At 65.4% G+C, this 16,273-nt stretch carries 12 protein-coding genes; 6 read left to right on the top strand and 6 right to left on the bottom strand.

The window, feature by feature from the left end:
• Window positions 1–9 precede the first annotated feature (9 nt).
• Genes I603_RS01815 through I603_RS01805 form a run of 3 tightly spaced genes read right to left on the bottom strand, consistent with a single transcriptional unit; the run spans window position 10 to window position 5,420 of the window.
• Window positions 10–1,239, bottom strand: a complete 1,230-nt coding sequence (locus I603_RS01815) for a TolC family protein (protein ID WP_068862102.1) — start codon at window positions 1,237–1,239, stop codon at window positions 10–12.
• Window positions 1,236–4,346, bottom strand: coding sequence for an efflux RND transporter permease subunit (locus I603_RS01810; protein ID WP_068862101.1), 3,111 nt, complete (start codon window positions 4,344–4,346; stop codon window positions 1,236–1,238). Before I603_RS01810 ends, I603_RS01815 begins: the two co-directional genes overlap by 4 nt.
• Entirely contained in the window at window positions 4,347–5,420 is a 1,074-nt protein-coding gene (locus I603_RS01805) for an efflux RND transporter periplasmic adaptor subunit (RefSeq protein ID WP_158093654.1), read from the bottom strand.
• 102 nt (window positions 5,421–5,522) lie between these two features.
• Here I603_RS01805 and I603_RS01800 point away from each other — a divergent pair, with 102 nt between their 5' ends.
• Both I603_RS01800 and I603_RS01795 read left to right on the top strand, forming a co-directional pair.
• Window positions 5,523–6,179: a response regulator gene (locus tag I603_RS01800; protein ID WP_068862100.1), complete on the top strand. Its 657-nt coding sequence runs from the start codon at window positions 5,523–5,525 to the stop codon at window positions 6,177–6,179.
• The gene (locus I603_RS01795; RefSeq protein ID WP_084439762.1) at window positions 6,176–7,543 is read left to right on the top strand and encodes a sensor histidine kinase; all 1,368 of its coding nucleotides are present in this window, start codon (window positions 6,176–6,178) and stop codon (window positions 7,541–7,543) included. The genes I603_RS01800 and I603_RS01795 overlap by 4 nt, the downstream gene beginning before the upstream one ends.
• 347 nt (window positions 7,544–7,890) lie before the next feature.
• On the opposite strand, the gene I603_RS01790 is transcribed toward I603_RS01795, so the two are convergent.
• Together I603_RS01790 and I603_RS01785 are read right to left on the bottom strand one after the other, a co-directional pair.
• On the bottom strand, window positions 7,891–10,254 hold the full coding sequence (locus tag I603_RS01790) for an EAL domain-containing protein (RefSeq protein ID WP_068862098.1): 2,364 nt from the start codon (window positions 10,252–10,254) through the stop codon (window positions 7,891–7,893).
• A 115-nt stretch (window positions 10,255–10,369) separates the two neighbouring features.
• Complete coding sequence (locus I603_RS01785) at window positions 10,370–10,837, bottom strand: DUF3429 domain-containing protein (protein WP_068862097.1); 468 nt, start codon at window positions 10,835–10,837, stop codon at window positions 10,370–10,372.
• 77 nt (window positions 10,838–10,914) lie between these two features.
• Between I603_RS01785 and I603_RS01780 the strand changes: the two genes are divergently transcribed.
• The 3 genes from I603_RS01780 (at window position 10,915) to I603_RS01770 (ending at window position 13,814) form a co-directional block, all read left to right on the top strand.
• Complete coding sequence (locus tag I603_RS01780; RefSeq protein ID WP_068862096.1) at window positions 10,915–11,688, top strand: SDR family NAD(P)-dependent oxidoreductase; 774 nt, start codon at window positions 10,915–10,917, stop codon at window positions 11,686–11,688.
• Window positions 11,689–11,752: 64 nt separating this feature from the next.
• Complete coding sequence (locus I603_RS01775) at window positions 11,753–13,138, top strand: ABC1 kinase family protein (protein WP_232305215.1); 1,386 nt, start codon at window positions 11,753–11,755, stop codon at window positions 13,136–13,138.
• A gap of 172 nt (window positions 13,139–13,310) precedes the next feature.
• Window positions 13,311–13,814 (top strand): low molecular weight protein-tyrosine-phosphatase, encoded by a 504-nt coding sequence (locus I603_RS01770; RefSeq protein ID WP_068862095.1) that lies wholly within the window; start codon window positions 13,311–13,313, stop codon window positions 13,812–13,814.
• On the opposite strand, the gene recG is transcribed toward I603_RS01770, so the two are convergent.
• Entirely contained in the window at window positions 13,811–15,886 is a 2,076-nt protein-coding gene (gene recG / locus I603_RS01765; RefSeq protein WP_068862094.1) for an ATP-dependent DNA helicase RecG, read from the bottom strand. The two genes, I603_RS01770 and recG, sit on opposite strands and share 4 nt — an antisense overlap.
• 72 nt (window positions 15,887–15,958) lie before the next feature.
• Between recG and I603_RS01760 the strand changes: the two genes are divergently transcribed.
• Window positions 15,959–16,249, top strand: a complete 291-nt coding sequence (locus I603_RS01760) for an FAD assembly factor SdhE (protein WP_068862093.1) — start codon at window positions 15,959–15,961, stop codon at window positions 16,247–16,249.
• Window positions 16,250–16,273: the final 24 nt, after the last annotated feature.

Raw genomic sequence — 16,273 nt, 5'->3', positions numbered from 1 at the left:
GCTCGATCGTCAATCCGCCAGCCACAGATCATGCGCGTCAATCCTCAGGCGGGTGATGGCCCGCATCGCCTCGGTGCGGGCCTCGGCCTCGATCCGGAAGGCATCATGCACCATGCGCTCGCCAAGCAGCAGATCGGCCAGGTCGATCTCGCCTAGCTGATGTCCGCGCCGCAGCTTTTCGAGCGCGGCCATCTGTGCTGCTACGCTATCGCGCGAACGCTGCCAGGTGAGAATGCGGAAGCGCGCTTCGGTGACGTCGGAACGCGCCGTCTCGCTGACTTCGAAACGGGCAAGCTGTTCATCGGCCTGCGCGGCGGAGGCACCCGCCCTTGCCTCGCTCGCCAGCGCCTTGCGATGCCCGCCGCCCAGCGGCAGGCTGACGACCACGCCCGCACCGCGCTCGATACCGCCGAATTCGGAAAAGAGCCTCAGGCCCACGGTCGGATCGGCGAAGCGATCGGCCCTTGCACGATCGGCAACCGCCGCCATGCGCGCGCTCTCGGCCTCGGCGGCGGCGATCAGGTGACTGTTGACGATCACCAGATCTCCCAACTGCGACAGACGCGCGTCGGCCATGTCGGGCATGGGCACCTCGGGCGCATCCACAGGCAGGGCAAGCGCGGGGAAATGGGTTTCGAGCCGGGTGCGCGCCAGCGCCGCCAGACCCGATGATTGCTCCAGCGCGCGCCGTGCCTCGGCCAGCGCTGCCTCTGCCTGATCGACTTCCAGTTGCGCGGCGTCGCGCAGGCTCCGGCGCCGCGTGACGGCGGCAAGCCCGGCCTCGTAATTGGCGACTGCCGCCCGGTCGACCCGCGCCTGCGCCGAAGCCGCCAGCCAGTCGAACCAATGCGCGGCGAGCAGCAGGGCAGCTTCGTGCCGCGCATCTTCGGCGACATTCTCGGCCACCTCGGTGCCATACTGGCCGATCGCCCTGTCAAGCCGGGCCTTTCCGGGCAGGCGGATCGGTCGGCTGAGCTGAGCGTCATATTCGGGAAACTCGTTCCCGCCCGAAACGCTGCGGCGGGCGTGACTGCCCTGGACGGTGAATTCGTAAGGGCCCTTGCGCAGCGCATCGGAACGGGCGCGCGCCGCTTCGAGGCGGGCGCGGGCGGCGGTCACGCTGGGATGCTCGGCCAGCGCGCGTTCGACCGCCTCGGGCGGAGGCAGGCCCGGATCGGCGGCGAGCGGGGCAGCGAGCATCGCGGCAAGAGACGTGAACAGGATCAGGCGGCGGATCATGCGGCGGCCTCCGGCAGGTCTTCGGCACGCTCCGCCGGGCCTTCGCCAAAGCGCTCGTAAAGGATCGGCAGCAGCACCAGGGTCAGCAGCGTCGCCGACACCAGCCCGCCAATCACGACGATGGCGAGCGGCTTCTGGATTTCCGATCCCGGCCCGGTGGCGAACAGCAGCGGGACGAGGCCGAAGGCGGCGATGCTCGCGGTCATCAGCACCGGGCGCAGCCGCCGCTCGGCCCCGCGCCGTACCGCTTCGGCGAGCGGCATGCCGGTTTCGCGCAGCTGGCGGAAATAGGTCACCATCACGAGTCCGTTCAGGACTGCGATGCCGAGCAGGGCGATGAACCCGACCGAAGCCGGTACCGACAGATACTCGCCCGACAAGGCCAGCGCGATCATCCCGCCCACCGCAGCAAAGGGAATGTTGGTAAGGATCAGCAGCGAGGCGCGCACCGAGCCAAGGCTGAGATAGAGCACGACGAAGATCAGCAGCACCGCAACCGGCAGCACCACCAGCAACCGGGCCGAGGCACGTTGCTGGTTTTCGAACTGTCCGCCCCATGCGATCCGGTAGCCCGGCGGCAGCGGCACGTTGGCCGCGATATCCGCCTTGGCATCATCGACATAGCTGACGATGTCACGCCCGGTGACAAAGGCCTGCACCATCGCGAAGCGCGAGCCGTTCTCGTGCTCGAGCTTGACCGGCCCTTCAGAGCGCACGACCGTGGCGACATCGCTGGCGCGCACCAACTGGCCCCCAGGCGAACGATAAACGAGATCGGCGAATTTCTGCGCGTCAAGCGCCCCGATGCCATCACCACGCAGCACGATCGGCACGCGTCGAACGCCATCGGCCACCACGCCCGCGCGCACGCCTTCGACCTGCGCGCGCATCATGTCCTGCAAATCCGCCACCGGCATCCCCACCCGGCCCGCAGCCACCCGGTCGATATCGACCAGCAGGTAATCGACCCTGTCATTGGCGACAGTCATCGCCTCGCTGGTGCCCTCGATCCCTTCAAGCCGGTTCTGGATTTCGCCCGCCAGCCGCGCCAGCTCGGCGGCATCCGGGCCGAACAGCTTGATTGCCAGATCGCCCCGCGCGCCGGTCAGCATTTCCGAGGTGCGCATTTCGATCGGCTGGGTGAAGGTCGGCTCGATCCCCGGAAACTGCGCCATGACCTTGCGCAATTCGTCCAGCAGCCAGTCCTTGTCGCGCACTCGCCATTCTTCGCGGGGTTTCAGTTGCAGGAAGCTGTCGGTCTCGTTGGGGCTCATCGGATCGAGGCCCAGCTCGTCCGAGCCGACGCGGGCGATCACTGCTTCGACTTCGGGCACCTGTTCGAGGATCGCGCGCTGCACCTTCAGATCCCCCTCCACCGAATGGGCGAGCGAGATCGAGGGCAGCTTGGAAAGCTGCACGATCACCGAACCTTCGTCCATCACCGGCAGGAAGGTCTTGCCGGTGACGCTGTAGGCCGCGCCCGCCAGCACCAGACCGATGCCCGCCACGGTGAACACCCGTCGCTTGTGCGCAAAGGCACCCTCCAGCAGCGCACGATAGCGCGGGGAGACCCGCCGCATCAGCCAGGGTTCGTGATGATGGCCGTCCGCTTCCGGCTTCACCTTGAGCAGGTAGAACGCCAGCACCGGCACCAGCGTCAGCGACAACACCAGCGCGGATGCGAGCGCCAGCACGATGGTAAGCGCTACGGGTGAGAACAGCTTGCCCTCCAGCCCTTCCAGCGTGAGCAACGGCAGGAAGACAATGGCAATGATCGCAAGGCCCGATGCGACCGGCTTGGCGACTTCGGCCGCGGCCATGAAGACATTGTGGAGCTTGCTTGAGGAGGCGTGTTTGGGATCGGACAATCGTTCGACCACGTTTTCGACCACCACCACCGCGCCGTCGACCAGAATGCCGACCGCAATGGCAAGCCCACCGAGGCTCATCAGGTTGGCGGTAAGGCCGATCGCGCGCATGAAGATGAAGGTCAGCAATACCGCCATCGGCAGCGCCAGCGCCACAATCACCGAGGCGCGCACATCGCCAAGGAACAGCAGCAACAGGATCACGACCAGCACGGTCGCTTCGAGCAGCGCGGTCTCGACCGTGCCGACAGCGTGCGTGATGAGATCGGAGCGATCGTAGAAGACATTGACGCTCATGCCCGCGGGCAGGCTCAGCTTGGTCTCCTCAAGCCGTGCCTTGACGCCTTCGACCACCTTGGCGGCATCCGCACCGCGCAAGCCGATGACAAGGCCCTGCACGGCCTCGCCGGCTCCGTTCTGGCTGACCGCACCGTAGCGGGTGAGGCTGCCGGTGCGCACCTGCGCCACGTCGCCGACCCGCACCACCGCACCGCCGGCCGAGCGCACGACCACAGCGGCGAGATCGTCGAGATTTCGGATCGCGCCGGTCGCGCGCACGATCAGGGCCTCCTCGCCGCTGGTCAACCGTCCGGCGCCGTCATTGCGGTTGTTCGCTTCGATGGCGGCGGAAAGATCGGCGGTGCTGAGCCCGGCTGCGGCCAAGGCGGCGCTGTCGGGGGCGACCTCGAAGGTTTCGGCATAGCCGCCCAGCGAATTGACATCCGCCACCCCCGGCACGGTGCGCAGCGCGGGGCGGATGATCCAGTCCAGCACCCGGCGCTTCTCGGCCAGCGACTGCGGGCCTTCGAGCGTGAACATGAACATTTCGGAGAGCGGCGTGGAAATCGGCGCTAGTCCGCCCTCGACCCCCTGCGGCAGGTCGGCCATCACCGCGCCCAGCCGCTCGGCCACCTGCTGGCGCGCCCAGTAGATGTCGGTCGCATCGGTGAAATCGATGGTGATATCGGCAATCGCATATTTGGCGACCGATCGCAGCACGGTCTGTTCGGGGATGCCGAGCATCTCCATCTCGATCGGGGTGACGACCCGGCTTTCGACCTCCTCCGGGGTCATGCCGGGGGCCTTGAGGATGATCTTGACCTGTGTGGTGCTGATGTCGGGGAAGGCATCGATCGGCAGGTTGAGAAACGACCAGCCGCCCAGTCCGGCGAGCAGGACGGCGAGGCCGAGGACGGCGAGGCGCAAATCGAGCGCGCGGCGGACGAGCGTGTCGAGCATCTATTGCGCGTTCATCGCTTTGAGTTCGGCAACACTGCTGGCGGCAACCACCTCGCCTGCTGTCAGCCCTGCGGAAATCACCGCCAACCCGCCTCCGCGCGCGGCAATGGTGACCGGGCGCTTTTCCCAGTCCTTGCCTTTCCGGACAAACACATGGTCCTTGTCGCCGATGCGGGTGACGGCGTTCTCCGGAACGGCGATGCCGCGCCCCTGCCCAAGAATGGTGACGGTCACATTGCGTCCCGCGATCACGCCGGGCGCCGCGCCGATGCTGGCGCGTGCCATGACCGATCGGGTCGCCGGGTCAATCGAGGGCGCAACCGCGATGATCTGCCCGCCGACCGGTCTTTCCACGTCCCCGCCGAGCGCCAGTTGGACCGCCATGCCTGGGCGCACCGATTGCGCGAGCCTTTCAGGAAGCTGCAATTCGATCTGATAGGCGCCTGTCCCCTCGACCACGAAAGGCGCGGTGAGGGTGTCCACCCCGCCGCCGGTCTCGATCCCGACATGGGCGACGCGTCCGGCAATCGGCGCACGCAGCGTCATGGTGCCGTCCGCGCCAACCTGTCCAAGCGCGGCCAGCCGCTCGAACTGCGCGACGCTCGCGCGAGCCTGTTCGAACTCGGCCCTGGCCTCGTCGGCGCGGGCTTCGGCAATGATGCCTTCCTCGGCCAGTTGCGAGAGTCGCTTTGCCCGCGCCTCGGTCAGCGATGCAGCCGAACGTGCACGCGCCAGATCGCCGCTGATCTGGACGGGATCGGTCGCGCGCACCAGCCCGAGCGCCTCGCCGCGCGCAACCTGCTGTCCTTCGATCACGTAGACCCGCACCACCGCGCCCGCGAAAGGCGCAGTGACCGCAACCCGGGCCTCCGGAGGGAGGCTGATGGTTCCGGGCACACTGCCGAGAGGGACGTTGCCGACCTCCCGAGCAGTCGCAGTCTCGATCGCCAATCCCTCGGTCGGATTGCCTTCGGCGGCCGGATCACCGGACTGCTGTGCAGGGGGGGCAGAGCAGGCAGGCAAGGCTGCGAACACGGCAAATGCGGCCAATCGGGCGATGAGGTGCGTGGTCATGCTCCCGATCATGCCGCGCCAAGCTGACAGAAACTTGCCAGTCTGGCAGGTTCTTGTCAGTTTCGCGGACCATCACCGGCTGTAGAAAGGAAGCGGCACGGTATGCGACTGCTCGTAGTCGAAGACGATCCCGAACTCGGCCGGAGGTTGAGCGAGCGGCTGCGCGGTGCCGATTTCGCGGTCGAACTCGCGGCAAGCCGATCCGAAGCGGAAGAATGGCCCGATGTCGAGCGGATGGCTGCGGTGATCCTCGACCTTGGCTTGCCCGATGGCAGCGGGCTCGATCTGCTGCGCCACTGGCGTAACAGGCGGGTGGAAACACCGATCCTCATCCTGACTGCGCGAGGCAGCTGGCAGGACAAGGTCGAAGGACTGAATGCGGGCGCCGATGATTTCGTGGTCAAGCCGGTGCGCTTCGAGGAATTGCTGGCCCGCCTCAACGCGCTGTTCCGGCGTCAGCAAGGCACCCGCGCGACCGCGTTGACGGCAGGCGATCTGACGCTCGACCCCCTCGCGCGCAACGCTGCTTTGGCAGGCGCGCCACTGGCCCTGAGCCGTCAGGAATTCCGCCTGCTCCACCTCTTTCTGCGTCGCGCCGGACAGGTATTGTCCCAGACCGACATTCTCGATGATCTTTACGCACTGGATGACGAACGCGAACCCAACACGGTCGAAGTGCTGATCGGCCGCCTGCGCCGCAAGATCGGACGCGAGCGCATCACGACGCTGCGCGGTTCGGGCTACAGGTTCGAGAAATGATGCGCGTTCCCGTGGCGGGCAGCTTGCGGCTGCGCTTTCTGCTGGCGGTCACCTTGTGGGTGATCCTCGGCATCGCCGCCATCTGGTTTTCGGCGGTCAGCATCTTCAGCCGCCATGTCGAGCAATCCTATCACGAGGAACTTGAGGTTCATGTCCGCGAACTCGGCCGACTGACCGAAATTGCCCCGGACGGCATGATCGTGCTGACGAGACCCTTGTCGGATCCGCGTTATGATGTGCCCCTGTCCGGCTTCTATTGGCAAGTCACCGCCGATGGACGCGCGCCGCTGCGCTCGCCCTCGATGACGCGTGGCAGCCTGGAGGAGGATATCGCCCATTCGCCCGAGATACTTCACCGGCTGGAAAATGGCCCCACCGGTCCGGCAATAACCTATGGTTTCACGCGCAAGGGGGCGGCGGGCGAGGACATCCACTTCGTCATTGCCACCGATCAGCGCGAACTTGACCGGCTGATCGGCAGCTTCACCCGCGATCTCACGGCATGGCTGGCTGCCCTTGCCGCACTGTTGCTGGCAACGGGCTTTACGATCATTTCCTTTGGCCTCAGGCCGCTCGATCGCCTCTCGCTCGCATTTGCCCGGCTGCGGCATGGCGAGACCGACAAGCTCGAAGGCGACTACCCCGCCGAGATCGCCCCGCTCGCCGCCGATCTCAACGCCTATATCCATCAGAACGAGGCAATGGTCGCGCGCGCGCGGGTGCAGGCAGGCAATCTTGCCCACTCCTTGCGAACGCCGCTTGCGATCATCACCGACGAGGCGGAACGGCTTGCCAAACACGGCGAAAGCCGCGCAGCCGGCATGGTGCTGCTTGATCAGGCGAGCGCGATGGAACAGCAGATCGAATACCAGCTCGCCCAGGCTCGGGCTTCTGCTGGAAAGCCGCCGTCAGGACGCGGTGTGGTGCTGCCCGATATCGCCATGCCGATCTTGCGAGCGATGGAGCGATTGCACCCGGACAAGGGCTTCACACTCGATGCGAACGGGTGCAAGGGCGTGGTGCTTCCGCTCGATCCGGTCGATTTTGCTGAAGTGCTTTCAATCCTGCTCGATAATGCCGGCAAATGGTCACGCTCCCGCGTTGCCTTGTCGTTCACATGCGACAAAACAGGGGCGTGCACGATCCGGATCGCAGATGACGGTCCGGGGATTCCCGCAGATCGGATCGACCAAGCCTTTGTCGTGGGAACACGGTTCGACCGCGAGGCCGCCGGCTCGGGCCTCGGCCTGGCGATTGCACAAGAACTCTGTGCGGCGATGGGGATCACGCTCACGCTTCGCAATGGCACCCAAGGGCTGGTTGCCGAACTGCGCCACACAGCGGCAAGACCGGTAGAGACTTGAAAGCAGGTCAGGCTCGCTCAGGCATCTGCGGCCTGCGACACCGGTCCCGGCAACCCGCCATTGAAGAGGTGGCGCGAGCGCGTGCTTCGGCGCCAGAGCGGGCGGTGCCGGACAATATCATGCCCCCGCCGATCAAGGTGCTGGCGCGACCACCGGCCACCAAAAAACCCGGATCAGCCGGGTCCCTGCGTCAGGAATCAAAAAGCCCCGGAAAACCGGGGCTTTTCAATTGTTTGGGGAACTCTAGATTAACGAGCGCCAAACAGGAAACCAAACCATGCCCACATAAAAGCCTCCTATCAAGCGTGAACTCTGTAGGACGGCTTTTAACACAAAATTAACCTTAATCAAGCGTTAACTACGATTCTTTTCCCTCCCATCATGATGAGCAGTTCGGGCATGGCGATTGCCTGCGAGAACAGGAAGCCCTGCGCCTGATCGCATCCCATGGCGCGAAGCTGATCGGCGACAGCCTCGGTTTCGACCCCTTCAGCCACCACGACCTTGCCCAGCGAGTGGGCGATCTCGATCGTCGCGCGCACGACGGCGTGGCTTTCTTCGGAAGTCGCCATGTGCTGGACGAACTTCTTGTCGATCTTGAGCTCCGAACTCGGAAGCTTCTCGAGGTATTCCAGGTTGGATTGACCGGTGCCGAAATCGTCGATCGAAAGGCCGATGCCGCGCGCATTCAACGCGGAAATCTGCGGCGCAATCAGCTTGTCCTCGAGCTTGGCGGTTTCGGTCAATTCAAGCGTGAGGTTCTCCGCCGGGAAGCCGATCCGCCCGAGCATGGTCATCATGTCGAACAGCAGGTGCGTATCGCTCAGGCTCTTGGCCGACATGTTGATCGCCAGCTTGAATCCGGGATCGAGCGCAATCGCTTCCCTGCCATCGACCAGAGCCGCCTCCATCACGATCATCGTCAATTCATTGATCCGGTCACTCGCCTCGGCCGCCAGCACCAGCTCCTGCGGATTGACGAAATCCTGTCCGTCAGGCTTCCAGCGGATCAGCGTCTCGGCCCCGACGATCCGTCCGGTGGCGAGGTCGATCTTGGGTTGGTAGGCGACCCCGATCTTGCGCTCCCGCAGGCCCTTCTCGAGCACCCGCATGATTTCGAGGCGGTAGTTGCGCGCCTCGACATAGGCAGCATCATTGATGATGAAGCGCACCCCGCGATTGGCGGCTTCATCGGCGGCCTGCATCGCCTTCTTGATACGCTGGCCGAGCGGGAGCGAATAATTGGTGTCGATCCCGATCGCCGGAGTGCTGCTCGCCGATTGCCAGTCATAACTGATCGCGGTCTTGAGCATGAGCGCCAGACCATCGGCGTGCCGTTCGAGGCTGACCTTATCCATCCGCGGCGCCAGCCAGACCAGACTGTCACGCTCGAAGGCGACGTCCCCGGCCTCGCCCGGCCCCTTGATATAGGTGATCAGACTGTTGACGAATTCACCGAGTTCGCGCGGGCTCCATTCCTCGGACATTTCGGCAAGATTGGCGATCCTGAGCGCATAGACATCGAGCGCGGCGCTTCCCTTGTCGAGACTGAGCGCCGAAGTGGTCATCGCATCGACGTCGCTGCTGTAATATTTCTTCGCAATGCGGTGGAAGCCGATGCCCGCAAAGCCCAGGGCGAGCATGGCAGGCATGATGTCGATGTTGAACCGCACTTCGTCGAGCGGAAAGGCCAGCAACGGCAAGCCCACGGCAGCGAACCACAAGGGCCGTGCCGAGCGCGACCTGCCCAGAGTATAGGAACCGATCGCCATCACCACGATCAGCATGGCCGGGAACCAGTACAGATCGGTCGGGACACCGGACTTCAATGTCTGCGCGCCGATCACGTGAAAATAGCTGCCCGGCACGCGCCCTTTCAGAGGCATGACAAGAAAGTCGGAGGACTCGAAAAAACTACGGCCGATAATCACGCTTCGACCGCGCAGCTTGGACGCGGGAACGCGACCCTTCAGCACATCGACGTAGCTGTAGGTGGGAATCGTCCATGGATTAAAGGCGAAATCGGGCCGATAGCGCAGGCTGCTGCCGTCATATCCGGCCAGCGCGGCCGAAATCGAAGGATAGGTCGTTCCGTCGATGTCCACCGATGTAGGGAACACGACCGAGAGGCTGAACGGGCTTGCGAAGCCTGTCATCGACGCCATGGCGGCATGCTGGCGAAAACGTTCAAGCGGCAGGATCCGGTCGATTTTCTGGAATTTGATCTGGTAGGAGGGTGTCATCCCGAGCCAGACCTTTCCCTTGTGACGTTCCAGCATGCGCTCGAATGTGGCATCGGATGCCGGCGTCTCCGGGTCGGCGTGAGCACGGTCGAACACGATCTTGTCGACCCCGGCGGCAACGAGCCGGTCGACCAGCGCGCTGTCATCGGAGCGGGAGGGCAATTCCTTGCCCAGTTCGTTGAGCGTGGCATCGTCCACCGTCACCATGACGATATCCGGCGGAGCGGGCCGCGACCGCAATTGCGCGCGGACGGCGCGATAGGCGTCTTCGGCTGGCAGCGGCAGGTCGATTGCGGCCGATACGAGCCCGAACAGGATCGCGAAAATGGCAACCTTGTTCCGCTTGCGCCGCAGCAGTGCCTCGCCGGACTGCAGGACGTTTTCCTCAGGGGGTTCGGGCGCAAGTTTCTCCGCCCGGCCCGGAATGCGCCGCAATAAGCCTGCCAGAGATGCCAGCGATGGAGTCATGGGCGCCCGGATCGTTAACGAATGCCGGATTTTCTAGCGCCGAGTGGTTAATTCATCCCAAACGATGGCATTCTGCCTCGGGAAAGATCCGGAAGCTCGATCTTCCAGGCAAAGGCTAGACGAGGCCTGCGCCAAACAATCCGAGCGCGATAGTCAGCGCCCCCAGACCAAGCGACAAATGCCAGCGCAGCTGCTGGAAATCGGGCGCGGCAAATCCCAGCGCGCGGTCGATCATGGGGGAAAGCCCGATCAGCGCGCCCAGGTACAGCAGCGCTGGCCCGGGCCATTCCCAGCCGAAAGTCCACGGCAGGAACAGCGCGACCGCGATCAGGCTCGGCATGACCGCCACGATGTAGGCGCCGGTCGTCGCAGGCGCGCCCGCTCTGGCGCTCCCCACTGCCTGCCCCCACCATACCCCGCCGAGGAAACTGAAGATCGCTGCTGCATAGGCAAAGCCACCGGCCAGCGCCGAATAGCGCCATTCATGACCCGTCAGCACCATGGCAAGACACAGCAGCTGCGGCAGCAGCCCGGCATAGCCCAGAGCGCGGGCAGCGGGCGAGAGCGAGGTTTTTCCGTCCATGCCGCCTCAAAAGCCTGCAAGGCCGCGCGGTTCCCGCGTGCTTGCACAGGGGCCGTGTTTGCGGCACTTGAGCGGGCATGGGACTGTTCGATCTGACCGGCCGCGTAGGCCTAGTAACCGGCGGCAATGGCGGGCTGGGCCTTGCCATGGCGCGCGGCCTTGCCAAGGCGGGCGCCCATGTCGCAATCTGGGCACGCAACGCCGACAAGAACGCCGCTGCAGTCGAGGAGCTGCGCGCGCTGGGCGATGGTGACATACTGGCGCTGAGCTGCGACGTTGCCAAGGACGAGGCCATCGAGGCGGCGATGACGCGCACGCTCGGAGCTTTCGGCCGGGTGGACGCATGCTTCGCCAATGCCGGGATTTCCGGTGCCGGCACGGCGATCCCCGACATCACGGCGCAAGGCTGGGACCACACCATGGCGGTCAACACGCGCGGGGCGGCACTGGTCTACAAGCACGTCACCCGGCACATGATCAAGCGCGCGAAAGCGGGCGATCCGGGCGGCAAGCTGATCGCGACCTCCTCGGGCCAGTCGATCATGGGAGTAAACCGCTCGTCGGACTATGCCGCGTCCAAGGCTGCCCTGAACGGCCTGACCCGGGCCGCCGCCTTCGAACTGGCGCGCCACAAGATTACCGCCAATGCCTTGCTATTCGGCTATTACGAAACCGACATCACTGCCAAGGCCGATCCCAAATTCGGGGAATGGATGGCGCGGCGCATCCCCTTGCGCCGTCCGGGCGATCACGCCGGGCTGGAAGGGCTGGCCGTGTTCTTCGCCTCGCCGCACAGCGACTACATCACCGGACAATGCCTGCCGGTCGATGGCGGACTTTGCATCAGCTAGGGCGGAACACCGCCCTGCCCCGACCGTTACCGATCAAACCCCCGCAACCGGAAACCTTCCCCCTGTGGCCGACGACGACCAGATCCCCGACTTCGCAGACCTGCCCGAAGACCGTAACCGCCAGCGCGCCGTGCCGGCCGGACGGATGGCGCGTTTCGGCACCTTCGGCAAGCTGGTCGGCGGCGTGGCCGGCGGCATGGTGGCCGAAGGGGCGCGGCGGCTGGCGAGCGGTGAGGGGATTTCCGCACGCGACCTGATCCTTACGCCCGGCAATGTCCAGCGTCTCACCGACCGGCTTTCGCACCTGCGCGGCGCGGCGATGAAGATGGGCCAGATGATCAGTCTGGATGCCGGCGATTTCCTGCCCGAGGAGCTTTCGCGCATCCTCGCCACGCTGCGCGATCAGGCGAATTTCATGCCCACGCGCCAGCTCGATCAGGTGCTGAAAAGCGAATGGGGGCCAGACTGGCGCAAGCAGTTTCGCTGGTTCAACCCCCGCCCCATCGCCGCCGCCAGCATCGGCCAGGTGCACAAGGCCCTGACCCGCGAGGGCGAGGAACTGGCGATCAAGGTGCAATATCCGGGTGTTGCCAGATCGATCGACAGCGATGTGGACAATGTCATGACGCTGCTCAAGGTCGCCGGCTTCGCCCCGCCCGAACTCGAGATGGAAAAGCTGATGGCCGCGGCCAAGCAGCAGCTCCACGAAGAGGCCGATTACCAGCGCGAGGGCGCGCAGATGGCGATGTACCGCGAACAGCTGGCCGATGTCCCCGGCTTTGTCGTCCCGCGCCTGCACGAAGGGCTGACCCGCGGCTCGATCCTCGCGATGAGCTTCGAGGAAGGGGTTTCGATCGAGGAACTGGGTAGCGAACCGCCCGAGCGCCGCGACGAGGTCTTTGCCCGGCTGATCCGGCTGGTGGCGCGCGAACTGTTCGATTTCGGCGTCATGCAGACCGATCCCAATTTCGCCAATTTCCGTTACCGGCGCGAGACGGGCGAGATCGTGCTGCTGGATTTCGGTGCCTGCCGCCCGGTCGATCCGGCGGTCGCCAACGGGTATCGCAGGATGCTCGAGGCGGGCCTCAGGGGCAATGCGCAGCAGGTGCTTGCCGCCACCATCGAGGCGGGATTCATGATGCCGATCGTCGCCGAAAAGCACCCCGAACGGGTGAACAGGATGATCGACATCGTCATCAACGAAATGCGCGAGGATGCGCCCTTCGATTTCGGCGACCGCGCTTTCATCCCGCTGCTGCGCGACGAAGGTTTCGCGATCGCGCAGGACAAGGACACCTGGGCCTTCCCGCCGATCGAAACGCTGTTCGTGCAGCGCAAGGTTTCGGGCACGGCGCTGCTCGGCGCGCGCCTGAAGGCCAAGGTCAACATCCGCCGTATCACCGAGGAAGTGCTGGCGAGCACGTCGCCGCGCCCGCTGGCGGATGCCTGATCCGGCAGCAGGTTAGCCCCCTGTTAGACCCCCGCCAGACCCCTTCCAGGCCGTTCCTGACCCCGCCTGGACCCGCCCTGCCCCGGCTTAGGGCCTTGTTTTCCAGCTGTTTCACGTGGAACACCGATGATCTGCGATAGACATTGCAGACCGTCTGTCATAATGCGCCCGCATGCTCGGGGGGGTAACCGATAACAGGATCGCAGTGCTGTTCGTGTGTCTCGGCAATATCTGCCGGTCACCGATGGCCGAAGGCGCGTTTCGTGCGGCAGCCTCGCGCTACGGGCTTCAATGCGACGTGGATTCGGCCGGTACCGCCAGCTATCATATCAACCACCCGCCCGATCCGCGCGCTGTCGCCACGGCACTCGGAAAGGGAGTGGACATCAGCAGCCAGCGGGCGCGCCAGATCGCGCGCGAGGATTACTACAGCTTCACCCACATCATCGCGATGGACGGGGCCAATCTCGCCGGGATCAAGGCACAGGCTCCGCGCGATGCCACGGCCCGTGTGGCGCTGCTGATGGACGCGGTCGCCGGACGCGAGGGAATGGCGATCGCCGACCCCTATTACGGCGACGAAGCCCTGTTCGCGAAGGTGTGGGAAGATATTGCCGAGGGCGTGGAAGCGCTCGCCGCCCGCTTCGCTATCGAGGGGGTTGGCATCAGGCTCTAGCCGCCGCGCAGCAGCTGCACACCCCAGTCGCGTTCGAACAGATAGAGCAGCAGCCGCGCGGCCTCGCCGCGTTCGCTGGTCAGCCCCCCGTCGCGCTCCATCAGCAGCCGGGCATCAGCGTGGGCGGCGGGCAGGAGGCGCTGCACCTGGTCGAGTCCGGCAATGTGGAACGCGGCCTCGCCCGATTGCCGCGTACCCAGTAATTCGCCGCCCCCGCGCAATTCGAGGTCTTCCTCGGCGATACGGAAGCCGTCCTGCGTTTCGCGCATCAGGGCCAGCCGCGCGCGGCCAGTTTCCGACAATTCGCTGCCGCGCAGCAGCAGGCAGACCGATTTCTCCGCGCCCCGCCCCACCCGGCCGCGCAGCTGGTGCAGCTGGGCGAGGCCGAAACGCTCGGCCTGCTCGATCACCATCAGCGTTGCGGCAGGCACGTCGACGCCGACTTCGATCACTGTCGTCGCCACCAGCAGCTTCGCTTGCCCGCTGACGAAGCGCTCCATGTTGGCGTCCTTGACCTCGGCACGAAGCTGGCCGTGGACGAGGACGACCGCATCGCCAAACCGCTCTTTCAGCGCCGCATACCGCGCCTCGGCCGCGGCGATATCGGCCAGATCGGGCACGCCATCGATCTCGCGCACCATCGGGCAGACCCAGTAAGCCTGCTGCCCGCTGGCAAGGTGCCGCTCTACCCCCGCCACGACATCGTCGACCCGCTCCATCGCCACCACCCGCGTATCGATCGCCTGCCGCCCGGGGGGCATTTCGTCGAGGCGACTGACATCCATCTCGCCATATTGCGCCAGTGTGAGGGAGCGCGGGATCGGGGTGGCGGTCATGGCGAGGGTATGCGGCGCGCGCCGCCCCTTGCCCGCCAGCGCAAGCCGCTGCGCGACGCCGAAGCGGTGCTGTTCGTCGATCACGACCAGACCCAGATCACGGTAACTGACCGTATCCTGGAAGATCGCATGCGTGCCGACCAGCAGCTGGATCGAGCCATCCATCAGACCCATCAGAATGCTCTCGCGCTCGCGTCCCTTGGCGCGGCCTGTCAGCAGCGCAATCTCGACCCCCGTTGGGCCGAGCATCTTCCTGAGCGTCTCGAAATGCTGGCGCGCGAGGATTTCCGTCGGGGCGAGCAGTGCGGCCTGCTTGCCCGCCTCGACCGCGATCAGCATCGCATTCAATGCCACCACGGTCTTGCCCGCGCCGACATCGCCCTGCAGCAGGCGGAGCATCGGTGCCTCCTGCGCCATGTCGCCCTCAATCTCGGCGATGGAGCGTGCCTGCGCACCGGTCAGCGCGAAGGGCAGTTGCAGCTTGGCCCGAAGTCTCCCGTCGCCCACCAAAGCCTGCCCCTTGCGCCGCCGCCCTTCGGCCTTGACCAGCAGCAGCGCAAGGCTGTTCGCCAGAAGTTCGTCATAGGCGAGCCGATCACGTGCCCTGGCATCGGTCCCCTCGTGCGCCAGCCGCAGTGCCTCGCGCCATGATGGCCAGCCTGAACGCTCCAGCTGGCCCGGCTCGATCCATTCGGGCAATTCGGGAAGCCGGCCGAGCGCCTGTTCGACCAGCCCGGCGACGCGCGGCTGGGTCAAACCTTCCGACAGGCGATAGACCGGCTCGGACAGCCGCCCCATATTGGCCGCGCTCTCCACCTCGATGTGGTCGGGATGGACGATCTGGAGCATGTCGCCATAGCGATCGAGTCGCCCGGCGATCCAGCGCCGCTCGCCCACCGGCAGCAGCTTTTTCGCGGCATAGGCCGCCTTGCCGAACCACGTCAGCGCGCAGATATTGCCCTTGGCGTCCTGCGCCAGCACCCGATAGGGTCCGCGGCTGCCCGCACGGGGGCTGCGGTGCTCGACCGGGGTGAGCGCGATGATCACCTGCTCGCCCTCGGCACCCTCGTCGAGATCGGCAATCGCGCGCCTACTGACGAAGCGCTCGGGCAGGTGATAGGCCACATCCTTGACGCGCCCGAGGCCAAGCCGTTCGAGCGGCTTCATCAGCTTCGGCCCGACGCCCTCGAGCGTCTGGACTTCGGCGAACAGCGGATTGAGAGCCTCGGGGCGCATAACGCATCCGCTACCATCCCGGTCGCGTCTTTGCGAGTTGAAGCGGCGGGAAGCTGTGGCTAGGTGAGCGCCATGACCAAGACCCTCCCATCTGGCCCATCCTTCGAACAACGTCTTGCGCGCGCCAAGTTCCGTTCGTGGCATCGCGGCACGCGCGAGGCCGATTACATGATCGGTGGCTTCTACGATCGCTATCACGCCGATTGGGGCGAGGCCGAGCTGGCATGGTTCGAGGCACTGCTCGACGAAGACGATGTCGATGTGATGGCCTGGGCTCTCGGCAGTGCCGCGCCGCCGTCACATCTGGCCGGCGATTTGTTGGCGGCAATGCAACGCCTCGATTACGTCGATATTCCGCGCTAGGGCGCCCCTGCCCTGCCCACTTTT

The organism is Erythrobacter dokdonensis DSW-74, assembly GCF_001677335.1.
Lineage (GTDB): Bacteria > Pseudomonadota > Alphaproteobacteria > Sphingomonadales > Sphingomonadaceae > Erythrobacter > Erythrobacter dokdonensis.
The sequence above is the reverse complement of the archived record's forward strand: the minus strand, read 5'-3'. Positions and strand labels throughout refer to the sequence as shown.

What these genes read in the sequence shown, in the direction of transcription:
- I603_RS01770 (WP_068862095.1), top strand. Translation starts at nt 13,311, where the DNA reads ATGCTCGGGGGGGTAACCGATAACAGGATCGCAGTGCTGTTCGTGTGT.
- I603_RS01780 (WP_068862096.1), top strand. Translation starts at nt 10,915, where the DNA reads ATGGGACTGTTCGATCTGACCGGCCGCGTAGGCCTAGTAACCGGCGGC.
- I603_RS01805 (WP_158093654.1), bottom strand. Translation starts at nt 5,420, where the DNA reads ATGACCACGCACCTCATCGCCCGATTGGCCGCATTTGCCGTGTTCGCA.
- I603_RS01790 (WP_068862098.1), bottom strand. Translation starts at nt 10,254, where the DNA reads ATGACTCCATCGCTGGCATCTCTGGCAGGCTTATTGCGGCGCATTCCG.
- recG (WP_068862094.1), bottom strand. Translation starts at nt 15,886, where the DNA reads ATGCGCCCCGAGGCTCTCAATCCGCTGTTCGCCGAAGTCCAGACGCTC.
- I603_RS01760 (WP_068862093.1), top strand. Translation starts at nt 15,959, where the DNA reads ATGACCAAGACCCTCCCATCTGGCCCATCCTTCGAACAACGTCTTGCG.
- I603_RS01785 (WP_068862097.1), bottom strand. Translation starts at nt 10,837, where the DNA reads ATGGACGGAAAAACCTCGCTCTCGCCCGCTGCCCGCGCTCTGGGCTAT.
- I603_RS01800 (WP_068862100.1), top strand. Translation starts at nt 5,523, where the DNA reads ATGCGACTGCTCGTAGTCGAAGACGATCCCGAACTCGGCCGGAGGTTG.
- I603_RS01810 (WP_068862101.1), bottom strand. Translation starts at nt 4,346, where the DNA reads ATGCTCGACACGCTCGTCCGCCGCGCGCTCGATTTGCGCCTCGCCGTC.
- I603_RS01795 (WP_084439762.1), top strand. Translation starts at nt 6,176, where the DNA reads ATGATGCGCGTTCCCGTGGCGGGCAGCTTGCGGCTGCGCTTTCTGCTG.
- I603_RS01815 (WP_068862102.1), bottom strand. Translation starts at nt 1,239, where the DNA reads ATGATCCGCCGCCTGATCCTGTTCACGTCTCTTGCCGCGATGCTCGCT.